This is a genomic window from Streptomyces sp. NPDC050842, assembly GCF_044456565.1.
In the GTDB taxonomy this organism is placed as follows: domain Bacteria; phylum Actinomycetota; class Actinomycetes; order Streptomycetales; family Streptomycetaceae; genus Streptomyces.
On the sequence record NZ_JBITGA010000004.1, the window covers coordinates 208,048 to 232,736 of the forward strand.

A 24,689-nucleotide genomic window follows, 5' to 3' on the forward strand; every position below is an offset into this window, starting at 1 on the left:
GAGGTCCTAGAGGAAGTAGAGGCGGTTGAGGGAGACGGACTCGGCCGCTTCGGAGCGGATCGGGGAGCCGTCGAGCGAGACGAGGCCCGTGTCGCCGTCGACCCGCACGTCTCCGGTACGCGAGTTGAAGACCAGGTCCGCGGGGCCGATGCCGCGCGTGCCGCGCACGGGGACACGGCGGCGGCGGGTCGGCAGCGCGTCGGAGCCGAGGTCGACGGCGGCCCGCGCCACGAACGCGACGGAGAGGTCGGCGGCCGTGGCCCCGTGCGCGCCGAACAGCGGCCCGAGGACGAGCGGTTCACAGGTGTCCGTGGCGGCGTTCGGATCGCCCACGACCCCCCACGCGGGGAAGCCGGACTTCAGCACCAGCTGCGGCTTGGCTCCGAAGAACTCCGGCCGCCACAGCACGATGTCGGCCAGCTTGCCCACCTCGATCGAGCCGATCTCGTGTGCGAGGCCGTGGGCGATCGCCGGATTGATGGTGAGCTTGGCCATGTACCGCAGGACGCGCGCGTTGTCGTCGTGCGCGCCGTCGCCCTCCAGCGGGCCCAGCTCGGCCTTCATCTTTCCGGCCATGGCGAAGGTCCGGCGTACGGTCTCGCCGGCCCTCCCCATCCCCTGCGCGTCGGACGAGGTGATCCCGATCGCGCCGAGGTCGTGCAGGACGTCCTCCGCGCCCATCGTCCCGGCCCGGATCCGGTCGCGCGCCATGGCGGCGTCGCCCGGCAGGTCGGTCTTCAGGTCGTGGACGGAGACGATCATCCCGTAGTGCTCGGCGACCGCGTCGCGGCCGAAGGGCAGGGTGGGGTTGGTGGACGAGCCGATGACGTTCGGCACGCCCGCCATCTTCAGGACGTTGGGGACGTGTCCGCCGCCGCAGCCCTCGATGTGGAAGGCGTGGATGGTCCGGCCGTCCAGGACGCGGAGGGTGTCCTCCACCGAGAGGCACTCGTTGAGGCCGTCGCTGTGCAGGGCGACCTGGACGTCGTGCTCCTCGGCGACCCGCAGGGCGGTGTCGAGGGCCCGGGTGTGGGCGCCCATGTCCTCGTGCACCTTGAAGCCGGACGCCCCGCCCTCCGCCAGGGCCTCCACGAGCGGCGCCGGGTCCGAGGACGAGCCGCGGGCCAGGAAGCCGATGTTCACCGGCCAGGCGTCGAAGGCGTTGAAGGCGTGGCGCAGCGCCCAGGGCGAGTTGACGCCGACGCCCCAGACGGGGCCGAACTCCTGGCCGATGATCGTGGTGACGCCGCTCGCGAGCGAGGCCTCCATGATCCGGGGGGAGAGCAGGTGGACGTGGGTGTCGACGGCACCGGCGGTGGCGATGAGGCCCTCGCCGGAGACGATCGAGGTGCCGGTGCCGACGACGACGTCGACGCCGTCGAGGGTGTCGGGGTTGCCGGCCCGGCCGATGGCATGGATCCGGCCCTCGCGGATGCCGATGGACACCTTGCGGATGCCCTGCACGGCGTCGATGACGAGGACGTTGCTGATGACGACGTCGCAGGTCTCGCGGACGGCGGCGGCCTTGAGGTGGAGGCCGTCGCGGGCGGTCTTGCCGAAGCCGGCGAGGAACTCGTCGCCGTGCTTCTGGGAGTCGGACTCGACGCGGACGACGAGCCCGGAGTCGCCCAGGACGACGCGGTCGCCGGCCCGGGGGCCGTGCACGGAGGCGTACTCGTACGGGTCCATCAGTTGCCCTCGATTCCCAGGTAGCCGCACGCCCGCGCCCTGCGCAGGGCCTCTTCCTTCGCGCCGGGCGCGTCCAGCGGGCCGTCGACCAGGCCCGCGAAGCCGATGGCGACGCGCGCGCCGCCGATCGGCACGAGGCCGACCTCGGCCTCGCCGCCCGGGTCGAAGCGGAAGGACGCGCCGGCCGGGATGGCGAGCCGCATCCCGTAGGAGGCGGCCCGGTGGAAGTCGAGCCGGGGGTTGGCCTCGAAGAAGTGGAAGTGGGAGGTGACGCTCACGGGCACGGTCGCCGTGTTCCGTACGAGGAGGGTGACCTCGGGCGTGGGTTCCGGGTGCTCGGGGCCGGGCAGCAGGGCGCCCGGCGCCTGCGCGCCCAGCCGTCCTCCCCCTGCTTCGCGGGGGGACCCCCAGCCGATCGGGTCGGAGACGACCGCGAGGCGGGAACCGTCGTCGAAGACGGCCTCCACATGGACCTCGGTGACCACGTCGGCGACGCCGGGGAGGACGTCGTCGGGGCCGAGGACCGAGCGGGCCTCGGCGATCGCCTCGGCGAGTCGCTTGCCGTCGCGGGCCGCCTCGCAGACGGTGTCCGCGATGAGCGCGGTCGCCTCGGGGACATTGAGTCGCAGGCCCCGGGCCCGGCGGGCACGGGCGAGCTCGGCGGCGCCGAAGAGCAGCAGCCGGTCGCGTTCCGTGGGGGTCAGTCGCACGTCCGAAACACCTCCTGTTTGAGCGTCACTCTAAATGGTGAGACGCCGGGAGCCAAGCATTGACGTGGCGGACGGCGTAAGTCACATTGAGCGTCACTCTAAATGTGTGCCCGCCCCCGTCCCCCAGGCCCCCAGGCCCCAGGAGTCCTCATGCCGATAGAACAGCGCGGAGTCGACACCGTCCCCGAGGCCGAACGCACCAGCGGCCCCCGCGATCTCTTCTCGATCCTGCTCGGCTCCAACCTCTGTCTTGGCGTGATCGTCTTCGGCTGGCTCCCGGTCTCCTTCGGCCTCGACCTCTGGGGCTCGGTCACCTCGGTCGTCGCCGGGACAGTCGTCGGCGTCGCCGTCACCGCCCCGCTCGCGCTCGTCTCCCTCCGTACCGCGACCAACCTCTCCACCTCCTCCGGCGCCTTCTTCGGCGTCCGCGGCCGGCTCGTCGGCTCGGTGGTCGGACTGCTGCTGTCGCTCGGCTACACCGCGCTGACGCTGTGGATCGGCGGGGACGTCATCGTGGGGACGCTGGCCCGGCTGGCCGGCCTGCCGACCGGCGGCGCCTCGCACGCCGTCGTCTACGCCCTGCTCGCCGCGGGCACGGTCGTCGCCGCGGTCTACGGCTACCGGCTGCTGCTCAAGCTGAGCAAGGCCCTCGCGGTCGGCATGACCGTGCTCCTCGCGGTCGGCCTGGTCGCGTACGCCGGGGACTTCACGACGGCCGCCGTACCGGAGACCCCGTACCTCCTCGGCTCGTTCTGGCCGACCTGGCTGCTCTCCGCGGTCGCCGCCGGGCTCAGCGGGCCCGTCGCCTTCATCACCCTGCTCGGCGACTACACCCGGTACGTCTCACCCGAACGGCACAGCGCGAAGAACGTCTGGCGCGCCACCTGCCTCGGCCTCCTCGTCGGCCTCCTGATCCCCCAGCTCTTCGGCACGTTCACGGCGCTCGCGTCCCGCGGGGCCCTCGACTACGCGGGGCCGCTCGTCGCCGCCTCCCCCGCCTGGTACCTGGTGCCGCTGCTCCTCGCGGCCACGGCCGGCTCCGTCGGCAACGCCGGGCTGATGCTGTACTCGATGGGGCTCGACCTCGACGCGATCCTGCCCCGCGCCACCCGGGCGCACGCCACGCTCGTGGTCGCGGCGGTGGCGACGGCCTTCGTCTTCCTGGGGCACTTCGCCTCGGACGCCCAGACGGCGATGACCTCGTTCGTCCTGCTGCTCACCGCGATCGGCACCCCGTGGGCCGTGATCACCCTGATCGGGCACGCGCGCTGCGGAGGGACGTACGACCCGGAGGCCCTCCAGGTCTACAACCGACGCTCGCGCGGCGGGATCTACTGGTTCTCGGCGGGCTGGCACCCGCGCGCCACCGCTTCCTGGGCGATCGGCGCGGCCGTGGGCCTGGCCGGGGTGTCGACGCCGCTCTACGAGGGGCCGCTGCTCGCCCTGACGGGCGGGATCGACTGCAGCTTCGTGCTGTCGGGGGTGGTGGGCGGCGCGCTGTACGCCGTACTGACGCCGACGAGGGCCCCCGAGACGGTTCCCGCCGTCTCCGAGGCCCTCGCGGAAGTGGAGTAGCGACTAGCCGAGCTCGTGCATCCAGCCGTGGGCGTCCTCGGCCTTGCCGGTCTGGACGGCGAGCAGCGCGTCGCGCAGCTTCATCGTGACCTCGCCGGGCTCGCCGCCCGACTGCTGCCACTCGCCCCGCTCGGACTTGACCGTGCCGACCGGGGTGATCACGGCGGCGGTGCCGCAGGCGAAGACCTCGGTCAGGGTGCCGTTCGCGGAGTCGACCTGCCACTGGTCGATGGAGACGCGGCCCTCCTCCGGCTTCAGACCGAGGTCCGCCGCCAGCTTGAGCAGCGAGTCACGGGTGATGCCGGCGAGGAGCGAACCGGTGAGCGTCGGGGTGACGAGCTTGTCGCCGTACACGAAGTACAGGTTCATGCCGCCGAGTTCCTCGACCCACTTGTGCTCCACGGCGTCGAGGTAGGCGACCTGGTCGCAGCCCTTCTCCGCCGCCTCGGCCTGCGCGAGCAGGGAGGCCGCGTAGTTGCCGCCGGTCTTGGCGTCGCCGACGCCGCCGGGGACGGCGCGGACGCGGTTCTCCGAGAGCCAGATGGAGACGGGCTTCACGCCACCGGGGAAGTACGGGCCGGCCGGGGAGGCGATGACGACGAAAAGGTACTCGTTGGCCGGGCGGACGCCCAGGCCCACCTCGGTCGCGATCATGAACGGACGCAGGTAGAGCGAGGCCTCGCCGCCGTGCGCCGGAACCCACGCCTTGTCCTGCCGGACGAGCAGGTCACAGGCCTCGACGAAGGTCTCGACGGGCAGCTCCGGCATCGCCAGACGGCGGGCGGATGCCTGGAAGCGGCGGGCGTTGGCGTCCGGGCGGAAGCTGGCGACGGAGCCGTCGGGGCGGCGGTAGGCCTTCAGCCCCTCGAAGATCTCCTGCGCGTAGTGCAGGACGTTCGTCGCCGGGTCCAGGTGCAGCGGGCCGTACGGCACCAGCTGACCGTCGTGCCAGCCACGGCCCTCGGTCCACCGGATGGTGACCATGTGGTCGGTGAAGTGGCGGCCGAATCCCGGGTTGGCCAGGATCGCCTCGCGCTCCGCGTCGGACAGCGGGCTGGAGGAGGGCTTGAGCTCGATCGTGGGCGTCGTCATGAGTGCGTGTCCTTCACCGGTTGTGTGTGTCGGACCGCGCTCACGCCTCAGTCATCGGCTGACGCCCATGACTGTGTGGACGTCCGAGCATGCCCGCATGCCGCGGCCCCACGTTCGATTATCGCTCGCGGGGACCGGTGCACGAAACGGGTGAACGCGGTCCAGGGTTCGATGGTGGCACCCTTCGGCCGCACAGGTACAGCCGCCGGGTGCAGGTGCGACCCGGCGGCTGCTGTCAGATGTCAGTCGGCTGCGCGGGTCAGCTCGCTACTCGCGCGGCGAGCGCGTCGCCGATCTCGGCCGTCGTACGGACGGCGGCGCCCCGCTCGGTGAGGTCGGCGGCGACGGCCTTCTCGACCCGGACGGCCTCGGCCTCGTAGCCGAGGTGGCGCAGCAGGAGGGCGACGGAGAGGACGGTGGCCGTGGGGTCGGCCTTGCCCTGACCCGCGATGTCCGGCGCGGAGCCGTGGACCGGCTCGAACATGGACGGGAAGTCGCCGCTCGGGTTGATGTTGCCCGAGGCGGCGACGCCGATGCCGCCGGAGACGGCCGCGGCGAGGTCGGTGATGATGTCGCCGAAGAGGTTGTCGGTGACGATGACGTCGAAGCGGGCCGGGTCGGTGACGAGGAAGATCGTCGCGGCGTCGACGTGCAGGTAGTCGGTGGTGACCTCGGGGAACTCCGCGGCGACCTTGGTGAAGATGTCCGTCCAGAGGTGGCCGGCGAACGTCAGCACGTTGTTCTTGTGGACCAGCGTCAGCTTCTTGCGCGGACGGGCCTGGGCGCGGGCGAAGGCGTCCCGGACGACCCGCTCGACACCGAAGGCGGTGTTGACCGAGACCTCGGTGGCGACCTCGTGCGGGGTGCCCTTGCGGATGGTGCCGCCGTTGCCGGTGTACGGGCCCTCGGTGCCCTCGCGGACCACGACGAAGTCGATCTCGGGCTGGCCGGCGAGCGGGGTCGCGACGCCGGGGAGCAGCTTCGAGGGACGCAGGTTCACGTGGTGGTCGAAGGCGAAGCGGAGCTTCAGCAGGAAGCCGCGCTCCAGGACACCGGACGGCACGGACGGGTCGCCGATGGCGCCGAGCAGGATGGCGTCGTGCTTCTTGAGGGAGGCGAGATCGGCGTCGGTGAGGGTCTCACCGGTGGCGTGGTAGCGCTTGGCGCCGAAGTCGTACTCCTCGGTCTCCAGCTTCACGTCCTGGGGAAGGACGGCCGAGAGGATCTTGAGGCCCTCGGCCACGACCTCCTGGCCGATGCCGTCGCCGGGAATGACTGCGAGATTGATGCTGTGAGACATGTCGGCACCCTACTCTTCGTCCCATCGTCTGACACGTTCCGTCCATCATGTGGACGAACGGACAGTCCGAACGAGCGACGACCGAACGGCGAAGCGTCCCGGGCGGGACCCTTCGGATCAGTGGCCGGTGGAGCCGCCGTTGTCACGGCGGTCGAGGGCGCGCTGGAGGGCGGCGGCGGCGTTCTGGCGAGCCTCGTCGCTGGAACGGCCGGCGGAGTGGCGGACGCGGCGGGTGGTCTGAGAGGCCATGAGGGATCGACTCCTTGAGATCAGTGATGATCCGAAAGTGCGGAGATCAGTGGTGATCGAAGGTGCCGGCAGGGGCGGGGAGCGCCGCCGCAGGGGTTGCCTGCACAAGGGCGTCGCGCTCTCGACCGCCATTCGCTGATGTAGCGAGACGTTCGGCTCCTACAAAGCTAGGACAGGCCGCCGCATCTGTCTCCACAATTACTCGGACTTCCTACTATCTGAGACGGCGCGGGACCGAGGGTGGACGGGAAGTCACCCGGCGACGGCCCGCAGCTCCCGGATGAGCGCCCGTACGGCGAGGGACGAGGCCAGTTCAGGGGTGGTGACGTACCCCACCGAACGCGTCGGGCGCTCCGGACCGAGATCGGTGATCTCGACCGTGGGCGGCGCTCCGACCAGGGAGAGCTCCGGCATCACGGCCATCCCGTAACCGGTGCTCACCATCGAGAGCACCGCTCCGTCGTCCTCGGCCTGCACCGTCGCCGGCGGCAGCCACTCCTGACCGGCCCACCATTCCCGGGTGTACGAGGTGCAGTTCTCCGTCCAGTCGACCAGTGGCAGCGAGCGCGGCGCCGGGTGCCCGGCCGGATGCACCAGCGCGTACCCCTCCTCCACCAGCACGCCCCCGACCAGCTCCGGCGGCACGGGCGAGGTGGTCCCGAGGGTCGCGATCCCCAGGTCCGCCCGCCCGTCGAGGACTTCACCCGCCGTGCCGCGCCCGATCTCCCGCACGATCCGCACCTCCGGCACGATCTCGGGGTGCCGCGCCGTCAACCGCCCCAGGGCGCGCGGCAGCAGATGCAGCGCCGCACTACGGAAGGCCGCGATCCGCAGCGGCCCGGCGAGGGTGCCCGACGCACCGCCGTCCCGCGCCGCGCCGCGCACCTCGGCGGCCATCACATCGAGAAGCCGGAGCACGCGCCGGGCGTGCGCGAGGGCCCGCTCACCGGCCGCCGTCGGAGTGGCGCCGGTCCGCCCCCGGTCGAAGAGGACGGCGCCCAGCTTGCGTTCGGTGGTGCGCACCGAGTGCGAGACGGCGGACTGGGTCATCCCGAGGGCGACGGCGGCGGCCGAGAAGCCGCGCTCGCGGCCGACGGCCACCAGGACGCGCAGTTCGCGCGGGGCGAGGTCGCCGGTCCTCGCGGTTCCGTCGGTCATCGGCGCTCCCACCTGGCTGTATGAGCGGCATTCATGGATCGGCCGCGGCCATCGACGCTACCCCCTGCCCGGGCCGTGGATCCCCTCCTACCGTCACGTCCATGACGACCGACACCATGATCACCGTCCAGCAGACCGCCCGCCCCACCGGTTTCCCCACTGCCGACCTGTTCTCCTTCGTCGAGTCCCCCGTCCCGGCGCCGGAGCCGGGCACCGCCCTCGTCGAGAACCTCCAGTGGTCCGTCGACCCGTACCACCGCGAGGCGATGGACACGGACGAGATCTGGACCCTGGGCTCCCCCATGGAGGGCCGCACCCTGGGCCGTGTGCTCGACTCCCGCGACCCGGCCCTGCGCCCCGGCGACCTCGTCCTGCACCGCAAGGGCTGGCGCACCCACGCCCTCGTCACGAAGGACGAGGCCCGCCCGGTCCCGGACTTCGAGGGCGTCCCGCACGCCGCGCATCTGAGCCTGCTCGGCGGTACGGGCCTGTCGGCCTATGTGGGCCTGACCCGGATCGCGCGGCTCCTGCCGGGCGAGGACCTCTTCGTGTCCGCCGCTGCGGGCGGCGTGGGCACGGCGGCGGGACGCCTCGCCCGACTGCTCGGCGCGGGGCGGCTCGTGGGCAGCGCGGGTTCGGCGCGCAAGGTGGCGTACCTGACGGAGGAGGTGGGATTCGACGCGGCCTTCGACTACCACGACGGGCCGGTCGCCGAGCTGCTCGCGAAGGCCGCCCCGGCCGGGCTCGACGCGGCCCTGGACGGGGTGGGCGGCGAGCACCTGGAGGCCGCGATCGCCTCGCTGCGCCCGTTCGGCCGGATCGCCTGGGTCGGCGCGGTGGGCCAGTACCACTCGCTCGCCGCTCCCCCGCCGGCCCCGCGCAACCTCTTCGACGTGGTCGGCAAGAGCATCCGGCTCGAAGGCTTCCTCGTACGCGACCACGCGGACGCGCTGGAGGAGCTGTACGAGCTCGCCGTCCCGCATCTGCGCGACGGGTCGCTGCCCCTCGACGTGACGGTGGTGGAGGGGTTCGGGAACATCGTCGACGCGTTCCTGGGGATGCTGCGCGGCGAGAATCTCGGAAAGATGCTGGTCGCCGCATAAGCCCGACACTCCTGAGGGCGACACTCCTATCTAGTTTGCATTCCTACCTAGCTGGTGCTCCAATACACCCATGGCCGCAGACCGCAGATCCAGCTGGCTCAAGGGAGTCCTCGACCTGCTCGTCCTCTCCCGCCTGACCGACGGCGAGAGCTACGGGTACGAGATCGCCAAGGCGCTCGCCGAGGCGGGACTCGGCGAGATCAAGGGCGGGACGCTCTATCCCGTACTGAACCGCCTGGAGGAAGCCGGCCTGGTGGAGGCCGAGTTCCGCGCCGCCGAGCGCGGACCGGGCCGCCGCTACTACCGGCTCACCGAGCGGGGGCGCGAGCACCTCGCCACCGAGAGCCGGGACTGGCTGCGCTTCCACCGCGCCGTCGAGACCACGTTGCACCCAGGGGGAACCACGACATGAGCACGACCACGGACTCCGACCGGTACTTCACCGAGCTGACCGACGCCCTGCGGACCGCGGGCGTGCCGGGCGAGCAGATCACCGCCACCGTCGAGGACCTCCGCGGACACCTCGCCGAGACCGGGACGCCCCCGGAGGAGGAGTTCGGCCCGGCCGCCGGCTTCGCGGCGCAGCTCGGCGGGCTCGCCCCGCGGCCCGCCGAGCCGGACGAGCAGGCGGAGAACTGGACCTGGACGGCCGACATCTTCAACGACCGCCGGATGCTCGCCGTCCACGGCGACCAGGGCTGGGAGGTGGAGTCCCTGGACTCCCTCGGCCGGTTCGTCTGCCGCCGCTCCGCGACGGCGGCACTGCGCTGGGAGTACCGCCGCGAGGTCATCGGCGCCCGGCGCCGCGCAAAGGTGCTGGCCGAGCTGGAGCCCGAGGGCTGGGAGCTGTGCGGCGAGTGGCTGGTGTACGGCTACTTCAAGCGGCCGCGCGCTGCGACGGCGGGCCCGGCGGGCGCCCTGGAGGCCCGGCCCGCCACCCCGCTCCGGTGGCTGTTCCTGAGCCGGCGCGGCAAGGTGGCGCTCGCGGTGTGGCTCGTGCTGGTCGGCGGCGCGATGGCGGCATGCTTCATCGGGGCGCTCGGCACGGGCGGGCTCGCGATCACCATCGCCCTCGCCTCCATGTTCTCCGCCCTGTTCACCTCCCACCTGGAGACGACCAAGGGGCGGGTGGATCGGGGCCGCTCCACGCCCTGACCGCCCCTGCCCTCCCTCACATCACGTCCCCGTCGCGCCAGTCGAAGACGAGCGGGTCGGCGGGGTCCGGCAGGGCCCGGCCACCCGCCGCCGGACGCAGGAAGACGGACCCCTCCTCCTCCGCGAGCCGGACGATCCCCTCGGGCCCGAGGACCTCGATCCGCCCCTCCCAGACCCGCCAGCCGCGCGCCCGGTAGAGCGCGGCCCCGTCGTCCGACGCGCTGAGCGCCCCGAAGGCGTACGCGCCGTCGATCACCCGCTCCAGGCCGTCCATCACGGCCCCGCCGAGCCCCCGCCGCCGGAGGTCGCCCCGGACGCCGACCCCTTCGACGTACCCGATCCGGTACGAACGCCCCCGGTGGAGCACGCGCCGCATGACGACGGCCCCGTGGGCGGCGACGCCCCGCCCGTCCTCGATCCAGGCGTGGACGCCGCCGAGGGTGTGGTCCCAGTCCTCGTCGGAGAAGTCGCCGTCGAACGCGGAATCCAGCATCGCGCGGACGGAGCGGAGCCGCCCGGCCCCGAGTTCATGGGTGGGCGCGATCCTCAAGGTCATGCGCTCACCCTCCCACGACGTCACCTAACCCCTTAAGAGCCATTGACAGGTTAGCTCCCGCCTGATTGAGTCATGCCATAACCAGTCGCACACGCTTAAGGGGTTAGAGGGATGACCGTGCTGCCGATCCACCACCGCACCGCCACCGTCCGCGGCCACGAGATCGCCTACCGCGAGGCCGGCCCGGCCGACGCCCCGGTGCTCCTGCTGCTGCACGGCTTCCCCACCAGCTCGCACATGTTCCGCGACCTGATCCCGCTGCTCGCCGACGACTACCGGCTGATCGCCCCCGACCACCTGGGCTTCGGCCGCAGCGCGGCCCCCTCCGCCGCCGACTTCGACTACACCTTCGCCGAACTGGCCGCGCTCACCGGCGAGTTCACCGAGGCCCTGGGCCTGGACCGGTACGCCCTCTACATCCAGGACTACGGCTCCCCCATCGGCCTGCGCCTCGCGCTCGCCCACCCCGAGCGGGTGACCGCGATCATCAGCCAGAACGGCAACGCCTACGAGGAGGGCCTCGGCGCCGAGGCCTGGGCCCCGGTCCTCGCGCTCATCGAGAACCGCACCCCCGAGACCGAGGAGCCGGTCCGCGGCATCCGCTCCCTCGACGGCATCAAGTGGCAGTACGAGACCGGCGTCCCCGCCGAGTACCGCGACCTGCTCAACCCCGACGCCTGGCACCACGACGCCACCCTCATGGCCCGCGAAGGACAGGACGAGATCCAGCTCGGCCTGATCGCCGACTACGGCTCCAACTTCGCCCTCTACCCCGCCTTCCAGGAGTACTTCCGCACCTCCGGGGTCCCCCTCCTCGCGGTCTGGGGCGAGGGCGACCAGGTCTTCGTCCCGGCGGGCGCCGAGGCCTTCCGCCGCGACCTCCCGGACGCGGAGGTCCACCTCCTCCCCACGGGCCACTTCGCCCTGGAGACCCACGCGCCGGCGATCGCGGAGCTCATCGGCGACTTCCTCAAGCGCCGCGCCGGGGAATGAGCGCGCCGGGGAATGAGAACCGCCCCCGTCCTCAATTGGGGGTAGAGGAGGGGGGCGGTGTCAGGGGCGGGCCTCGGAGAGGCCCGGAGGGGCGTCAGCCCATGTGCGGGTAGCCGTACTCGGTCGGCGGAACCAGCGTCTCCTTGATGGCGCGGGTCAGCGTCCAGCGCATCAGGTTCTGCGGGGCACCGGCCTTGTCGTTCGTGCCCGAGGCACGGCCGCCGCCGAAGGGCTGCTGGCCGACGACGGCGCCGGTCGACTTGTCGTTGATGTAGAAGTTGCCCGCGGCGAACCGGAGCTTCTCCATCGTGTACGCGGCGGCCGCACGGTCACCGGAGATGACCGCGCCGGTGAGGGCGTAGTCCGAGACCGCCTCCATCTGGGTCAGCATCTCGTCGTACTTCTCGTCCTCGTACACGTGGATCGCGAGGATCGGGCCGAAGTACTCGGCCTTGAAGACCTCGTTCTCCGGGTCGGTGCACGCGATGACGGTCGGACGGACGAAGTAGCCCACCGAGTCGTCGTAGGTGCCACCCGCGACGATCGTGCAGGTCGGGTCGGCCGCGGCACGGTCGATCGCGGCCTTGTTCTTGGCGAACGAGCGCTCGTCGATGACGGCGCCGATGAAGTTCGACAGGTCGGTGACGTCACCCATGGTGATGCCGTCGACCTCGGCCGCGAACTCCTCCTTGAACCCGTCGTTCCAGATGGAGGCCGGAACGTACGCACGCGAGGACGCGGAGCACTTCTGGCCCTGGAACTCGAAGGAGCCGCGGGTCAGCGCGGTCTTCAGGATGGCGCGGTCGGCGCTGGGGTGCGCGACGACGAAGTCCTTGCCGCCGGTCTCGCCGACGATCCGCGGGTACGAGCGGTACTTCTCGATGTTGGTGCCGACCGTCTTCCACAGGTGCTGGAAGGTCTTGGTCGAACCGGTGAAGTGGATACCGGCCAGGTCGGGGTGGTTCAGGGCCACCTCGGAGACGGCGATGCCGTCGCCGGTCACCAGGTTGATGACGCCCTTCGGCAGGCCGGCCTCCTCCAGGAGCTCCATGAGGAGCACGGCGGAGTGCGTCTGCGTCGGGGACGGCTTCCAGACCACCACGTTGCCCATGAGGGCGGGGGCGGTGGGCAGGTTGCCCGCGATGGCCGTGAAGTTGAACGGCGTGATCGCGTAGACGAAGCCCTCGAGCGGGCGGTGGTCCAGACGGTTCCACACACCCGGGGAGTTGGCCGGCGGCTGCTCGGCCAGGATCTGACGGGCGTACGCCACGTTGAAGCGCCAGAAGTCGACGAGCTCGCACGGCGTGTCGATCTCGGCCTGCTGGGCGGTCTTCGACTGGCCGAGCATCGTGGACGCGGCCAGCGTCTCGCGCCACGGGCCGGCGAGCAGCTCGGCGGCGCGCAGGATGATCGCGGCGCGGTCGTCGAAGGCCATCGCGCGCCAGGCCGGAGCCGCGGCGAGGGCGGCGTCGACGGCGTCCTGGGCGTCCTGCGTGGTGGCGCCGCGGAAGGTGCCGATGACGGCCTTGTGGTTGTGCGGCTGGACGACCTTGAACTCCTCGCCGCCGCCGAGGCGCTTCACGCCGCCGATGGTCATCGGCAGCTCGCGCGGGTTCTCGGACAGCTCCTTGAGCTTGGTCTCGAGGCGGGTGCGCTCGGCGGAGCCGGGGGCGTAGCTGTGCACCGGCTCGTTGACCGGAGCGGGGACCTGGGTGACAGCGTCCATGAGTCGCGTTACTCCTTGTGAGAGGTGGTGGGCTCAGCCCTTGGTGAGGATGGAGCGGACGAAGAAGAGCAGGTTGGCCGGCTTCTCCGCGAGACGGCGCATGAAGTAGCCGTACCAGTCGGTGCCGTAGGCGGTGTAGACGCGCATGCGGTGGCCCTCGGCGGCGAGACGGTTCTGCTCCTCGCTGCGGATGCCGTACAGCATCTGGAACTCGTACTCGTCCAGTTTGCGCCCGGCGCGGCGGGCCAGCTCCTGGCCGATGGAGATCAGGCGCGGGTCGTGGGAGCCGATCATCGGGTAGCCCTCGCCGTCCATCAGGATCTTCATGATCCGGACGTACGCCTTGTCGATCTCGGGCTTGTCCTGGATGGCGACGGAGGCGGGCTCCTTGTAGGCGCCCTTCACGATCCGGACGCGCGAGCCGTTCTCCGCGAGGCGGCGGGCGTCGTCCTCGGTGCGGAAGAGGTACGCCTGGATGACGCAGCCGGTCTGCGGGTAGCTCTTCCGCAGCTCCTCGTGGATGGCGAACATCGAGTCGAGGGTGGTGTGGTCCTCGGCGTCCAGGGTGACGGTGGTGCCGATCTCGGCGGCTGCCTCGACGACCGGGCGGACGTTCGCGAGGGCGAGCTCGTGGCCGTTCTCGAGGGACTGGCCGAACATCGACAGCTTGACGGACATCTCGGCGCGGGCGCCGAGGCCCAGCTCCTTGAGGCGGCCGATGAGCTCCAGGTAGGCGTCCCGGGCGGCGTAGGACTGCTCGACGGTGGTGATGTCCTCACCGACGACGTCGAGGGTGACCTCCAGGCCGCGGTCGCTCAGCTCCTGGACGATCGGGACGACATCGCCGACCGACTCACCGGCTATGAAGCGGGCGACGACCTGCTTGGTCCCGGGGGCGGCCGACACGAGACGGCGCATCTTGTCGCTGCGCGACGCGGCGAGAATCACGGGACCCAGCACGGGGCACCTCCAGAAGGACAGGGTGACGAATAGCGCTGTACCCGGTCTTTCGTAATAAACCGGTAACAGCACGGAGAACCACCGTGAAACCTATGGATCGCTCCGATCCTCTGCCATCGACAGCTGTCACGCATCCGTGCGCGGCATCTCATACACATGTCTGAAGGGGTGCGAGAATGGCGTCGTGAAGGGCGATTACCAAGAACTGGTCGACGAGATCTCCGCGCTCCTGGGCGCCCCTGCGACGCTGGAGAACCGCGATTTCGGGCTGATCGCCTTCGGGGCGCACGACAGCGACGACGACGCGGCGATGGACCCCGTCCGTACGCGGTCGATCCTCACCCGGAAGTCGACGCCGGCGGTCCGCGCCTGGTTCGAGGGCTTCGGCATCACCCGGGCGACGGGCCCGGTCCGCATCCCGGCCGCCCCGGACGCCGGCGTGTTCCGGGACCGGATCTGTCTTCCCGTACGCCACCGGGGCGTCGTCCTCGGATACGTCTGGCTCCTGGACGCCGAGCCCGGCCCCGCGCCCGACCAGCTCGCCGCCGCGATGGAGGTCGCCACCCGGATCGGCGGGCTCCTCGCCGACGAGGAGCGCGCGGACGCCGACCTCTCCCGCGAGTTCGTCGCGGTCCTGACCGCCGGGCGCGGCTGGCAGAGCGACATGGCCGTCGCGGCGCTCCGGGCGGCCCTGGGCCCCAGCGCGGACGGTCTGCACACCGTCGTCTGCGTGACCCCCTGGCAGGGCAACGCCCCGTCGATCCGGGCGGTCCCCGGCGCGGCGGCGGTCGCCACGCTCCCGGAGGGCGAGTCCCTCGCCGTCCTCGTACGGCTGCGCACGGCCGAGGACCTCGCCCCCGCCCACACCGCCGCGGAGCGGCTGCGAGGCGCCGCACCGGCCGGCATCGCCACGCCCCGCCGCGGCCTCACGGAGCTTCCGGCGGCCTGGCGCGAAGCCAGCACGGCGGCCCGCGCCGCCACGGCGCAGCCGACGCTCGGCCCGGTCGCGGAGTGGGCCGGGATCGGCCCGTACCGCCTGCTCGCGGCGCTCTACCACCCCGAGATCGACCCCGCCGTCGCGCCGCTGCTCGCCCCCGCCCACGCCGAACTGGCCCGCACGGCCGAGGTGTTCCTCGACAACGCGGGCCAGGCGGGCCGCACGGCGGCGGCCCTGGGCATCCACCGGCAGACGCTCTACTACCGGCTGTCCCGGGTCGAGCAGCTCACGGGCCTGGACCTGGACGACGGCGAGGACCGGCTGCTGCTCCACATGTCCCTGAAGTCCGCCAAGCTCTGACCGCCGTCCGGCGGCCGGTCAGGGCCGGGGGCGGCGGCGCAGTGCGGCCTCCCCCAGCGCGGGCGGTCCGTACCCGGCGTCCCGGGCCGACAGGTTCGTGCCCGGCGGCACGATCTTGTCGATCCGGTCGAGGACGTCCCTGCTCAGCCGGATCCGGTCCGCGCCGAGCTGCGCCTCCAGCTGCTCGAAGGTCCGTGGGCCGATGATCGCCGAGGTGACGGCGGGGTGCTCCAGGACGAAGGCCAGCGCGAGCTGGACCAGGGTCAGTCCGGCCTCCTCGGCGAGCTGGGCCAGCGCCTCGGCGGCCTCCAGCTTGGCCGCGTTCTCGGGGTCGCCGATGTCGAAGCGGGCGGCCTGCCGGTCGATGCGGCTGGACGCGGGCTGCTCCGCCCCCTTGCGGTAGCGGCCCGAGAGCCAGCCGCCGGCCAGCGGGCTCCAGGTGAGCACGCCGAGCCCGTACCGCTGGGCGACGGGCAGCACCTCGCGCTCGATGCCGCGGGCCAGCAGGGAGTACGGCGGCTGCTCGGCGACGACGCGCTCGCGGCCCCGGCGCTCGGCGATCCACTGGCCCTCGACGATGGCGGAGGGTTCGAAGGTGGAGGTGCCGATGTAGCGGATCTTGCCCTGGCGGACGAGGTCGGTCAGGGCACCGAGCGTCTCGTCGAAATCGGTCTCCGGCTCGGGCCGGTGCACCTGGTAGAGGTCGATCCAGTCGGTGCCGAGGCGACGCAGGCTGTTCTCGACCTCGCGGACGATCCAACGCCGGCTGTTGCCGCGCTCGTTGGGGTCCTCACCGAGACTGCCGTGGAACTTGGTGGCCAGGACGACCTGGTCCCGGCGGCCTCCGGCGAGGGCCTTGCCCACGATCGTCTCCGACTCCCCGGCCGAGTAGACGTCGGCGGTGTCGACGAAGTTGATCCCGGAGTCCAGGGCCCGGTGGATGATGCGGACGCTGTCGTCGTGGTCGGTGTTGCCACGGGCGCCGAACATCATCGTGCCCAGGCACAGCGGGCTCACCCTGACGCCGGTACGGCCCAGCAGGCGGTGTTCGGTGGTCATCGCGCACTCCCTTGAACGAGTCGGTCGTCGTGCTCCGCCGCCGGAAGGGCGGACGGGGTGGTCGTGGTGGTCGTGGTGGTCGTGGTGCTCTGTCGGTAGGCGTCCCAGAGGCGGCGGTAGGGTCCCTGGCCCGCGAGGAGCTGGGCGTGGGTGCCGCTCTCCACCACGGTGCCCGCCTCCAGGACGATGACGCGGTCGGCGCGCGCCGCGGTGGTGAGCCGGTGCGCGACGACGAGCGTGGTGCGTCTGCGGCTGAGCGCGTCGACCGCCGCGGCCACCCGCCGCTCGGTGGCGAGGTCCAGCGACGCGGTCGCCTCGTCGAGCAGCAGGACGTCGGGGTCGACGAGCTCGGCCCGGGCGAGCGCCAGCAGCTGACGCTGCCCGGCCGAGAGGCCGTGGCCCCGCTCCCCCACGGGCGTCAGGTAGCCGGCCGGCAGCGCGGCCACCGTGTCGTGGGCGCCGACCGCCCTGGCGGCGGCCTCCACCTCGGCGTCGGTGGCGTCCGGCCGGCCGTAGGCGATGGCGTCGCGGACCGTGACGCCGAACAGATGGGGCTCCTGCGGCACGATGCCCAGCCTGCGGCGGTAGCCGGTCAGGTCGAGGTCGCGGAGGTCGTGCCCGTCCACCCGTACCGTCCCGGCCGCCGGGTCGTAGAACCGGGCCAGGAGCTTGACGACCGTGGACTTGCCCGCGCCGGTGGTCCCCACGAGCGCGACCGTCTCGCCGGGGGCGACGCGCAGCCGGACGCCGTGGAGCACGTTCCTTTCCCGGCCGCCCGCGTAGTGGAACGACACGTCGTCGAACTCGATCTCGCCGCGCAGCGAGGTCACCCGGCGCGGTGCCGCCGCCGGGGGTGTGGCGACGGGGGTGCGCATCAGGGCGCGCAGCCGGCTCATCCCGACGACCGCCTGCTGGTAGCCGTCGAAGACCTGGGAGAGCTGCTGGATGGGCGAGAAGAACAGTTCGACGTAGAGCAGGAAGGCGATCAGCGTCCCGGCGGTCAGTGCCCCGGAGCGCACCTGCCCCACGCCGACGGCGAGGACCGCGGCGGTGGACAGCGTGCCGAGGAACTCCACGAACGGGAAGAAGGTGCCCATGTGGCGCTGGGCGCGCAGCCGTGAGTCGCGAAACGACCAGGCGAGTGCGGCGAAGTGGTCGGCGTTGTGCCGCTCGCGCCGGAACGCCTGGGTGACGCGCAGCATGCCGACGTTCTCCTGGAGGCAGGCGTTGACCGCGCTGATGCGCTCCCGGGCCTCCAGGTAGGCGGGCACCGAGTGGTGGCGGAACACGGCGGTCGCGCCGATGAGCAGCGGCAGCGCGGCGAGCAGGACGAGCGCGAGGCCGGCGTCGATCACGAGGAGCGCGGCCAGGACGCCGAGCACGGTGAGAAGGCTGACGACCGCGGTGATCAGGCCGGTCTGGAGGAAGTTCGACAGGGCGTCCACGTCGGTGGTCATCCGCGTCATGATCCGGCCGCCGAGCTCCCCCTCGTAGTAGTCGAGGCCGAGTCGCTGCAACTGGGCGTAGGTCTTGATCCGCAGGGTGTAGAGAAGGCGCTCGCCGGTGCGCCCCGTGGTGCGGACCTGGGCGACGCCGACGAGCCAGTTCAGGCCGACGACGACGGCGGCCGTCGCCGATGCCGCGAGCAGGACGCCCGAGGCCTGGTGCGCGACGCCGCCGTCCACGCCGTGGCGTACGAGGACGGGGACGGCGATCTGGGCGAGGGCGTCCACCGCGACGAGGAGCAGCCCGGCGAGCAGCGGCACCCGGAAGGGTCGCAGGAGGGTGCCGAGATGGAACCGGGGATCGGCCGAGACCGCCTGTTCCAGCGGCACCTCGGGGTCGTCCTGGGGCAGCGGAAGCCGTTCGAGGGCGGCGAGGAGTTCGGGGGTGGGCGGTGCGGAGCCGAGGACTCCGCCACCGGGACCGCCGCGGCCGGGCCCCGCGGTGGCGGCGGCCTCGGCGAGGGCGTTGGCGGCCCGTACGGCCGTGGACTCGTCGTGGACGGGCCCGGACTCCGCCGGGCGACGCCAGAGCTCGGCGGTGACGCCCGGCGCCGGGGCCGGGGTCGCCGCCCGCTCCCCTTCGTCCCCGTCCATGGCCAGAAGCGAGCGGAACAGGGCCGAGCGGGAGCGCAGTTCGTCCAGGGTGCCCGTGTCGACGATCCGGCCGCCGTCCAGGACCGCGATCCGGTCCGCGAGCTCCAGCGTCGATTCGCGGTGGGCGACGAGCACCGTCGTACACCGTCGCCCTGCCTCGCGCAGGGACGCGTGGATCTCGGCCTCGACCCGGGCGTCGATCGCGGAGGTGGCGTCGTCGAGGACCAGGACGGCGGGGTCGCCGAGCAGGGCGCGGGCGAGCGCGATCCGCTGGCGCTGGCCGCCGGAGAGCGTCAGCCCCTGCTCCCCGACGAGGGTGTCGTAGCCGTCGGGCAGCCGCTGGACGAACTCCTCGGCGCACGCCAGCCGGGCGGCCGCCCGGATCTCCTCGTCGTCGGCGTCCGGGCGGCCGTACGCGATGTTGGCCCGTACGGTGTCGGAGAGCAGCAGGCTCTCCTCGAAGACGAAGCCGATACGCGAGCGCAGACCGGCCAGGGAGAGCTCGCGGACGTCGTGCCCGCCGACCCGGACCGTGCCCGCCCCCGCGTCGTAGAAGCGGGGCAGCAGCGCGACGGCGGTGGATTTGCCGCAGCCCGCCGGGCCGATGAGCGCGAGCGTCTCCCCCGGGCGTACGTCCAGGCTGAACCCGTCCAGCAGGGGTTCGCCCTTTCCGTGGGCGAAGGTCACGTCGTCCCAGGCGAGCGCCGGGACCTCGGCCGGCAGCTCGCGGGCGCCCGGGGTGTCGGTGATCCCGGGCTCCTCGTCGATCACCTCGAAGACGCGCTCCGCGCCGGCTCTGGCCTGCTGCCAGACGGTGAGCAGGGTCGCCACCTGGCGGACCGGGGTGACGAAGGAGCCGAGGTAGGCGGTGAAGGCGAGGAAGGTGCCCAGCGACACGCGGCCGTCGAGCGCCAGCCAGCCGCCGAACAGGAGGACCGCCACCTGTCCCAGCGCGGGGACCGCCTGCAGGGCCGGGTTGTAGCGGCTGGTGAACCCGACGACGCGCAGCCGCGAGGAGAACAGTGCGCGGACGCGGCGCTCCAGCCCCTCCAGCTCGCGCCGCTCCTGGCCGAAGCCCTTGACGATCCGGACCCCGGCGACCGTGGCCTCGACGGCGGAGGCGACCTCGGCCGCCTCCTGCTGGGCGTGCCAGTTGGCGGGGAACAGCGTGCGTCTGCCGCGCAGCGCGATCAGCCACAGGAGCGGTCCGACGACCACGGCGACGACGGTGAGCAGCGGCGAGAGCCAGGCCATGAAGACCAGCGAGACGCAGAACATCAGGGCGTTGCCGGTCATGTTGGGCAGGAACTGCAGCAGGGTCTGGATCAGGGTGATGTCGGAGATGGAGCGGCTCACCACCTGGCCGGTGCGCAGGTCGTCCTGTTGCGTGCCGTCCAGCCGCAGCAGGGCCGCGAAGGCGTCGTTGCGCAGGTCGTACTGGACCCCCAGGGAGAGCCGGCCGGAGCAGTAGCGGCGGACGAAGCTCCCGGCGAAGCGCACGGCGCCGATGCCGGCCAGCAGCAGGATCCAGGGGGTGAGGGACACCGTCGTGGAAGCGGCGACACCGTCGACGACATGGCGCAGCAGGAGGGGCAGCGAGGCGGTGGCGACAGCCGCCACGGCCGCGGCGCCGAAGGCGAGCAGGAGGTCGGTGCGGCGGCGGAGGCAGTACCCGCCGAGGCGGCGCGCCCAGCCGGGCCGCGCCGCTCCGGGGGTACGCCCGGCGTCCTGGTGCGGGGGACAGTCGCTCACCGGGTCTCGACCAGACCGGTGGTGAGGTGGCCGGCGTCGCGCTCCACGGTGTCGAACAGGCGGTTGGCGGGGCGGGGCAGGCCGTAGTGGTCCCGCAGGGTGGTTCCGGTGTACTCGGTGCGGAACAGCCCGCGCTCCTGAAGGAGCGGCACCACCCGGTCGACGAAGGCCTCCAGGCCCGACGGCAGGACGGCCGGCATGATGTTGAAGCCGTCGGCCGCGCCGCTGACGTACCAGTGCTCGATGGTGTCGGCGATCTGCTCGGCGGTACCGGCGAACGTACGGTGTCCCCGGCCGCCGCCCAGCCTTCCGATCAGTTGGCGCACCGTGAGCCGTTCGCGGCGGGCCAGCTCCACGATCAGCGTGTAGCGGCTCTTCGCGCCCTCGATGTCGTCCTCGGTCGGGATGTCCTCGGGCAGTTCGGCGTCCAGGTCGAGCTCGTCGGGCGCGATCCGCAGCCGCTGTGCCAGCTGGCGCTTGGCGTACTCCGGCACGATGAGCCGGTCGAGTTCGGCGTCCAGCTCGCGGGCCTCCTTCTCGGTGTCGCCGATGACGGGGACGATGCCGGGGAGGATCTTGATGCCGTCGGGGTCCCGGCCGAGCGCGAGCGCCCTCCGCTTGACGTCCTTGTAGAAGGCGATGCCCTCCTCCAGGGTCTGTTGGGCGGTGAACACCGCCTCGGCGTAACGGGCGGCGAAGTCCTTGCCGTCCTCGCTCGACCCGGCCTGCACCAGGAGGGGATAGCCCTGGGGGGAGCGCTCGACGTTCAGCGGCCCCTCCACCCGGAAGAACTCGCCCCGGTGGCCGACGGGCCGGACCCGGTCGGCGCGGGCGTGCACCCCGCCCTCCTTGTCCGCCACCACGGCGTCGTCGGCCCAGCTGTCCCACAGCTTGGTGGCCACGTCGACGAACTCGGCCGCGCGCCGGTAGCGCTCGCGGTGCAGCGGGGTCTCGTCGAGGCCGAAGTTGCGGGCCGCGTCGGCTCCGGCCGTGGTGACGATGTTCCAGCCGGCGCGTCCGTTCGACACGTGGTCGAGCGAGTTGAAGCGGCGGGCCAGGTTGAAGGGTTCGTTGTAGCTGGTGGAGGCGGTCGCGATGAGCCCGATGCGGCTGGTGACGGCGGCCAGGGCCGTGAGCAGCACGGTCGGCTCCAGCTTGCTGACGGGCCGGCGCCCGGGGTCCCCGTGCTGGACCGGGCTGTCCGCGAGGAAGACCGAGTCGAGCAGCCCGCGTTCGGCGATGCGGGCGAGGTTCTGGTAGTGCGCGATGCCGGTGCCGCCGTCGGCGGGGCTCTCGGGGAGGCGCCAGGCCGCCTCGTGGTGGCCGACCGACATCAGGAAGGCGTTGAGGTGGAGGGGCTTGCGGGCGGGACGGTCAGGCGTCTGCGGCATGGGAGTGGCTCTCCTGGCGGGGGGCGGGGGTGTGGGGTGCGGAGTGCACGCCGAGCGAGGCGAGCAGGGCGTCGCGGTACTGCTGGAACCGCGGGTCGCGGCGGTCGCGCGGGGTGGGGAGGTCGATGGTGAGGTCGACCGAGATGCGCCCCTCGTCGAGGACGAGGACGCGGTCGGCGAGTTCGACGGCCTCGTCGACGTCGTGGGTGACGAGGAGGACGGCGGGGCGGTGGCGTTCGTACAGTTCGCGCAGCAGGTCGTGCATCTTGATCCGGGTCAGCGCGTCGAGTGCGCCGAACGGCTCGTCGGCCAGGAGCAGTTCCGGATCGCGTACGAGCGCGCGGGCGAGCGCGGCCCGCTGCTGTTCCCCGCCGGACAGTTCGTGCGGCCAGGACCGTTCCCGGCCGGCGAGGCCCACTTCGGCCAGTGCGGTCCGGCCGCGGTCATGGGCACCGGGCCCGCGCAGTCCCAGGGTCACGTTGTCGAGGACCCGCAGCCACGGCAGCAGCCGGGAGTCCTGGAAGGAGAGCGAGACCCGCTCGGGAACGAGCAGCTCCCCCGAACCCTCGACGTCGTGGTCGAGGCCGGCCACGGCGCGCAGCAGGGTGGACTTGCCGGAGCCGCTGCGCCCGAGCAGGGCGGTGAACTCCCCTGCGGCCAGGGCGAGATCGATCTCCTGGAGGATGATCCGGTCACCGAAGCGGCGGACCAGGCGGCCGGCCCGGACGGCGGGCCCTGCCTCGGGGGCCTGCCCGTCGGGGGCGGGAGCGTCGGGGCCGGAGGGGCCCGGGTGGTGTTCCTTCGTCAGCCCGCCAGCGTGCGTCGCCATGACAGGGCCCTCCTCTCGACGGCTCGTACGAGGGCGTCGGAGGCGAAGCCGAAGGTTCCGTAGGCCACCAGGCCGACGATGATCACGTCGGACTGGGCGTACTGCTGGGCCTGGAACATCATGTATCCGATGCCGCTGGTGGCGTTGACCTGCTCGACGACGATCAGCCCCAGCCAGGACGAGGTGACGCCGAGCCGCAGCCCCACGAAGAAGCCGGGCAGCGAACCGGGCAGCACGACCTTGCGCAGGAACGGCCATCGGCCCAGCTCCAGCACCTCGGCGAGCTCCACATGGCGGCTGTCGATGCTGGTCAGCGAGGCGTAGGTGTTGACGTACACGATCACGGCGACGCCGAGGGCGATGACGGTGATCTTCATCTGCTCGCCGATGCCGAGCCAGAGGATCAGCAGCGGCAGCATCGCGAGCGACGGTATGGCGCGCTTGATCTGGAGAGGCCCGTCGACGAGGTACTCGCCGGTGCGGCTGAGTCCGGCGGTGACGGCGAGCAGGACTCCCGCGCCGACCCCCAGCAGCAGCCCGAGGCCAGCCCGCTGCAAGGAGACGAGCACATTGCCCTGGAGGCGCCCGTCGTCGATCAGCTCGACGGCCGTGGAGACGACCGCTCCGGGCCCGGAGAGGATCCGCGGGTCCAGATAGCCGACCGCGGAGGCGACCCACCAGACGGCGATCACCAGCGCGGGGCCGAGGAGCCGACCGAACGGAACGCCCCTGCCGGGGCCGAGACGTCGCCGCCGGTGGACGCGGGTGCGGTGCGCCGCGACGGCGTCCGGCGGTGCGGCGGCGGCCTTCCGCCCCGCGGCCGCGGGGGCCTTCGTCCCGTCCGGCTCTCGCGGCGGGGCCGGTGCGTCCGCCGGGACGAGGGTGCGGACACGGGTCAGGGCGTCGGTCATGATCCCTCCCGGTACTGGGCGGGTACGGCACCGGACGCGATGCCCTCGAAGCGCCGGTCGAAGAGCGAGGCGGCGTCCACCTTCGGCACGAACCCTCCCTCGGCCAGCAGGTCGGCGGTCTCCTGCTCCCAGGCGATGGCCTTGTCCCAGGAGACGGGGAACTGCGGTTTGGCGAGGGAGGCCACGATGCGACGGCCGTCGGCCTCCTTCACGCCCTGGTCCTTGACGTAGTAGGCGTCGACCCAGCGGTCGGTGTTCTCCCAGGCCCACACCACGCCCTGGGCCCACAGCGGGACGAAGCTGCGGACGGCCGCGGCCTTCGCCGGGTCGTTCAGCACCTCGACGGGGGCCCAGAGGACGGTCAGCAGGTCGATGACGTCGGTCGACACCCGTCGGGCGCCGTCCTTCGCGTACTGGGTCAGGTACTTGGTGAGCGTCGGCTCGCCCAGGGGCGCGACGTCGACCTGCTTGGACTGCAGCGCGGTGAGGAACTGGGTGCTCGGGAGTTCGACGAGATCGACGTCGCCGTGGGCTATCCCCGCCTGCTTCAGCGCGCGCAGGACGACCACGCCCTGTGCCTGCCCCTGCGAGAAGGCGATCTTCCTGCCCCGGAAGTCCGCGACGCTCCGGAGTTCGGCGCCGGGTGCGGTGGCGAAGACGTACGAGGGCTTCCTGCGCACCTGCACGGCGACGATGCGGGACTCCACTCCGATGGCCTCGGCCTGGATCGGCGGAATTCCGGCGTTGCTGGCCAGGTCGATGGAGTGCGCCCGGAATCCCTGGATGATGTCGGGTCCGGCACTCAGATTGGGCCACTCGGAGACGGTGAAGGGAAGTTTTCCTCCGATGCCCGATTCCTCGAATTGAATGCGTGAACTGCGAACGGCGACGGTCAGCGCCGTTCCGGCGGGCGGCGGCCCGGTGGGCAACTCCTTCAGGGGTACGGAATGGGCGGCGTTGCTCGTCTGGGGTGCGCATCCCGCGGCGGCGAGGACGGCGCCGGACGCGAGGGCGAGAAACCCTCTTCGGGCGAGGGCGGGGGACGGTGGCGAGTGCGGGAAGGAGGGCATGGGAGGTGTTCCTGT

General features: G+C 72.2%; 21 protein-coding genes. 6 read left to right on the top strand and 15 right to left on the bottom strand.

The features are described from left to right. Positions 1–6 precede the first annotated feature (6 nt). Positions 7–1,689 (bottom strand): urease subunit alpha, encoded by a 1,683-nt coding sequence (locus tag ACIBG6_RS14075; RefSeq protein WP_399222850.1) that lies wholly within the window; start codon positions 1,687–1,689, stop codon positions 7–9. Further along, positions 1,689–2,399, bottom strand: coding sequence for an urease subunit gamma (ureA, locus tag ACIBG6_RS14080; protein WP_399222851.1), 711 nt, complete (start codon positions 2,397–2,399; stop codon positions 1,689–1,691). The genes ACIBG6_RS14075 and ureA overlap by 1 nt, the downstream gene beginning before the upstream one ends. A gap of 150 nt (positions 2,400–2,549) precedes the next feature. On the opposite strand from ureA, the gene ACIBG6_RS14085 reads away from it, so the two are divergent. Next, positions 2,550–3,974 carry a cytosine permease gene (locus tag ACIBG6_RS14085; protein ID WP_399222852.1) on the top strand — a complete coding sequence of 475 codons (1,425 nt, stop codon included), beginning with the start codon at positions 2,550–2,552 and terminating at the stop codon, positions 3,972–3,974. 3 nt (positions 3,975–3,977) lie between these two features. On the opposite strand, the gene ACIBG6_RS14090 is transcribed toward ACIBG6_RS14085, so the two are convergent. The 4 genes from ACIBG6_RS14090 to ACIBG6_RS14105 all read right to left on the bottom strand — a co-directional run bounded on the left by ACIBG6_RS14090 (position 3,978) and on the right by ACIBG6_RS14105 (position 7,773). Beyond that, complete coding sequence (locus ACIBG6_RS14090) at positions 3,978–5,066, bottom strand: branched-chain amino acid aminotransferase (RefSeq protein WP_399222853.1); 1,089 nt, start codon at positions 5,064–5,066, stop codon at positions 3,978–3,980. 259 nt (positions 5,067–5,325) lie between these two features. Beyond that, positions 5,326–6,366 (bottom strand): 3-isopropylmalate dehydrogenase, encoded by a 1,041-nt coding sequence (locus ACIBG6_RS14095; protein ID WP_399222854.1) that lies wholly within the window; start codon positions 6,364–6,366, stop codon positions 5,326–5,328. 117 nt (positions 6,367–6,483) lie between these two features. Next, positions 6,484–6,615, bottom strand: coding sequence for a hypothetical protein (locus tag ACIBG6_RS14100; RefSeq protein WP_329621017.1), 132 nt, complete (start codon positions 6,613–6,615; stop codon positions 6,484–6,486). A gap of 252 nt (positions 6,616–6,867) precedes the next feature. Continuing rightward, positions 6,868–7,773, bottom strand: coding sequence for a LysR family transcriptional regulator (locus ACIBG6_RS14105; protein WP_399222855.1), 906 nt, complete (start codon positions 7,771–7,773; stop codon positions 6,868–6,870). 101 nt (positions 7,774–7,874) lie between these two features. Here ACIBG6_RS14105 and ACIBG6_RS14110 point away from each other — a divergent pair, with 101 nt between their 5' ends. From ACIBG6_RS14110 to ACIBG6_RS14120, 3 genes are all read left to right on the top strand, one after another. Beyond that, positions 7,875–8,876 carry a zinc-binding dehydrogenase gene (locus ACIBG6_RS14110; RefSeq protein WP_399222856.1) on the top strand — a complete coding sequence of 334 codons (1,002 nt, stop codon included), beginning with the start codon at positions 7,875–7,877 and terminating at the stop codon, positions 8,874–8,876. Between the two features lie 70 nt (positions 8,877–8,946). Beyond that, positions 8,947–9,288, top strand: coding sequence for a PadR family transcriptional regulator (locus ACIBG6_RS14115; protein ID WP_399222857.1), 342 nt, complete (start codon positions 8,947–8,949; stop codon positions 9,286–9,288). Next, positions 9,285–10,031 carry a hypothetical protein gene (locus ACIBG6_RS14120; protein ID WP_399222858.1) on the top strand — a complete coding sequence of 249 codons (747 nt, stop codon included), beginning with the start codon at positions 9,285–9,287 and terminating at the stop codon, positions 10,029–10,031. The genes ACIBG6_RS14115 and ACIBG6_RS14120 overlap by 4 nt, the downstream gene beginning before the upstream one ends. Before the next feature lie 16 nt (positions 10,032–10,047). Here ACIBG6_RS14120 and ACIBG6_RS14125 read toward each other — a convergent pair whose 3' ends face one another. Continuing rightward, on the bottom strand, positions 10,048–10,587 hold the full coding sequence (locus tag ACIBG6_RS14125; protein ID WP_399222859.1) for a GNAT family N-acetyltransferase: 540 nt from the start codon (positions 10,585–10,587) through the stop codon (positions 10,048–10,050). A gap of 111 nt (positions 10,588–10,698) precedes the next feature. Here ACIBG6_RS14125 and ACIBG6_RS14130 point away from each other — a divergent pair, with 111 nt between their 5' ends. Beyond that, complete coding sequence (locus ACIBG6_RS14130) at positions 10,699–11,580, top strand: alpha/beta fold hydrolase (RefSeq protein WP_399222860.1); 882 nt, start codon at positions 10,699–10,701, stop codon at positions 11,578–11,580. Between the two features lie 94 nt (positions 11,581–11,674). Here the strand turns inward: ACIBG6_RS14130 and pruA are convergent, their stop codons facing one another. Together pruA and ACIBG6_RS14140 are read right to left on the bottom strand one after the other, a co-directional pair. Beyond that, positions 11,675–13,306 carry an L-glutamate gamma-semialdehyde dehydrogenase gene (pruA, locus tag ACIBG6_RS14135; protein ID WP_399222861.1) on the bottom strand — a complete coding sequence of 544 codons (1,632 nt, stop codon included), beginning with the start codon at positions 13,304–13,306 and terminating at the stop codon, positions 11,675–11,677. Positions 13,307–13,339: 33 nt separating this feature from the next. Continuing rightward, positions 13,340–14,266: a proline dehydrogenase family protein gene (locus ACIBG6_RS14140; protein WP_399222862.1), complete on the bottom strand. Its 927-nt coding sequence runs from the start codon at positions 14,264–14,266 to the stop codon at positions 13,340–13,342. Positions 14,267–14,450: 184 nt separating this feature from the next. On the opposite strand from ACIBG6_RS14140, the gene ACIBG6_RS14145 reads away from it, so the two are divergent. After that, a complete protein-coding gene (locus ACIBG6_RS14145; RefSeq protein ID WP_399222863.1) occupies positions 14,451–15,563 on the top strand; it encodes a PucR family transcriptional regulator in 1,113 nt (370 codons plus the stop codon). A gap of 18 nt (positions 15,564–15,581) precedes the next feature. Here ACIBG6_RS14145 and ACIBG6_RS14150 read toward each other — a convergent pair whose 3' ends face one another. Genes ACIBG6_RS14150 through ACIBG6_RS14175 form a run of 6 tightly spaced genes read right to left on the bottom strand, consistent with a single transcriptional unit; the run spans position 15,582 to position 24,674 of the window. Next, on the bottom strand, positions 15,582–16,622 hold the full coding sequence (locus tag ACIBG6_RS14150) for an aldo/keto reductase (protein WP_399222864.1): 1,041 nt from the start codon (positions 16,620–16,622) through the stop codon (positions 15,582–15,584). Next, the gene (locus ACIBG6_RS14155) at positions 16,619–20,473 is read right to left on the bottom strand and encodes an ABC transporter ATP-binding protein (RefSeq protein ID WP_399222865.1); all 3,855 of its coding nucleotides are present in this window, start codon (positions 20,471–20,473) and stop codon (positions 16,619–16,621) included. Before ACIBG6_RS14155 ends, ACIBG6_RS14150 begins: the two co-directional genes overlap by 4 nt. Continuing rightward, positions 20,470–21,864: an LLM class flavin-dependent oxidoreductase gene (locus ACIBG6_RS14160; protein ID WP_399222866.1), complete on the bottom strand. Its 1,395-nt coding sequence runs from the start codon at positions 21,862–21,864 to the stop codon at positions 20,470–20,472. The genes ACIBG6_RS14155 and ACIBG6_RS14160 overlap by 4 nt, the downstream gene beginning before the upstream one ends. Continuing rightward, positions 21,848–22,693, bottom strand: coding sequence for an ABC transporter ATP-binding protein (locus tag ACIBG6_RS14165; protein ID WP_399222867.1), 846 nt, complete (start codon positions 22,691–22,693; stop codon positions 21,848–21,850). The genes ACIBG6_RS14160 and ACIBG6_RS14165 overlap by 17 nt, the downstream gene beginning before the upstream one ends. After that, entirely contained in the window at positions 22,669–23,604 is a 936-nt protein-coding gene (locus tag ACIBG6_RS14170) for an ABC transporter permease (RefSeq protein WP_399222868.1), read from the bottom strand. The genes ACIBG6_RS14165 and ACIBG6_RS14170 overlap by 25 nt, the downstream gene beginning before the upstream one ends. Beyond that, the gene (locus ACIBG6_RS14175; RefSeq protein ID WP_399222870.1) at positions 23,601–24,674 is read right to left on the bottom strand and encodes an ABC transporter substrate-binding protein; all 1,074 of its coding nucleotides are present in this window, start codon (positions 24,672–24,674) and stop codon (positions 23,601–23,603) included. The genes ACIBG6_RS14170 and ACIBG6_RS14175 overlap by 4 nt, the downstream gene beginning before the upstream one ends. Positions 24,675–24,689: the final 15 nt, after the last annotated feature.

Excerpts from the sequence above, each read along its gene's own strand:
- ACIBG6_RS14105 (WP_399222855.1), bottom strand. The coding sequence starts at position 7,773 with ATGACCGACGGAACCGCGAGGACCGGCGACCTCGCCCCGCGCGAACTG.
- ACIBG6_RS14125 (WP_399222859.1), bottom strand. The coding sequence starts at position 10,587 with ATGACCTTGAGGATCGCGCCCACCCATGAACTCGGGGCCGGGCGGCTC.
- ACIBG6_RS14095 (WP_399222854.1), bottom strand. The coding sequence starts at position 6,366 with ATGTCTCACAGCATCAATCTCGCAGTCATTCCCGGCGACGGCATCGGC.
- ACIBG6_RS14120 (WP_399222858.1), top strand. The coding sequence starts at position 9,285 with ATGAGCACGACCACGGACTCCGACCGGTACTTCACCGAGCTGACCGAC.
- ACIBG6_RS14110 (WP_399222856.1), top strand. The coding sequence starts at position 7,875 with ATGACGACCGACACCATGATCACCGTCCAGCAGACCGCCCGCCCCACC.
- ACIBG6_RS14115 (WP_399222857.1), top strand. The coding sequence starts at position 8,947 with ATGGCCGCAGACCGCAGATCCAGCTGGCTCAAGGGAGTCCTCGACCTG.
- ACIBG6_RS14170 (WP_399222868.1), bottom strand. The coding sequence starts at position 23,604 with ATGACCGACGCCCTGACCCGTGTCCGCACCCTCGTCCCGGCGGACGCA.
- ACIBG6_RS14100 (WP_329621017.1), bottom strand. The coding sequence starts at position 6,615 with ATGGCCTCTCAGACCACCCGCCGCGTCCGCCACTCCGCCGGCCGTTCC.
- ACIBG6_RS14160 (WP_399222866.1), bottom strand. The coding sequence starts at position 21,864 with ATGCCGCAGACGCCTGACCGTCCCGCCCGCAAGCCCCTCCACCTCAAC.
- ACIBG6_RS14090 (WP_399222853.1), bottom strand. The coding sequence starts at position 5,066 with ATGACGACGCCCACGATCGAGCTCAAGCCCTCCTCCAGCCCGCTGTCC.
- ACIBG6_RS14130 (WP_399222860.1), top strand. The coding sequence starts at position 10,699 with ATGACCGTGCTGCCGATCCACCACCGCACCGCCACCGTCCGCGGCCAC.
- ACIBG6_RS14150 (WP_399222864.1), bottom strand. The coding sequence starts at position 16,622 with ATGACCACCGAACACCGCCTGCTGGGCCGTACCGGCGTCAGGGTGAGC.
- pruA (WP_399222861.1), bottom strand. The coding sequence starts at position 13,306 with ATGGACGCTGTCACCCAGGTCCCCGCTCCGGTCAACGAGCCGGTGCAC.
- ACIBG6_RS14085 (WP_399222852.1), top strand. The coding sequence starts at position 2,550 with ATGCCGATAGAACAGCGCGGAGTCGACACCGTCCCCGAGGCCGAACGC.
- ACIBG6_RS14175 (WP_399222870.1), bottom strand. The coding sequence starts at position 24,674 with ATGCCCTCCTTCCCGCACTCGCCACCGTCCCCCGCCCTCGCCCGAAGA.
- ACIBG6_RS14075 (WP_399222850.1), bottom strand. The coding sequence starts at position 1,689 with ATGGACCCGTACGAGTACGCCTCCGTGCACGGCCCCCGGGCCGGCGAC.
- ACIBG6_RS14165 (WP_399222867.1), bottom strand. The coding sequence starts at position 22,693 with ATGGCGACGCACGCTGGCGGGCTGACGAAGGAACACCACCCGGGCCCC.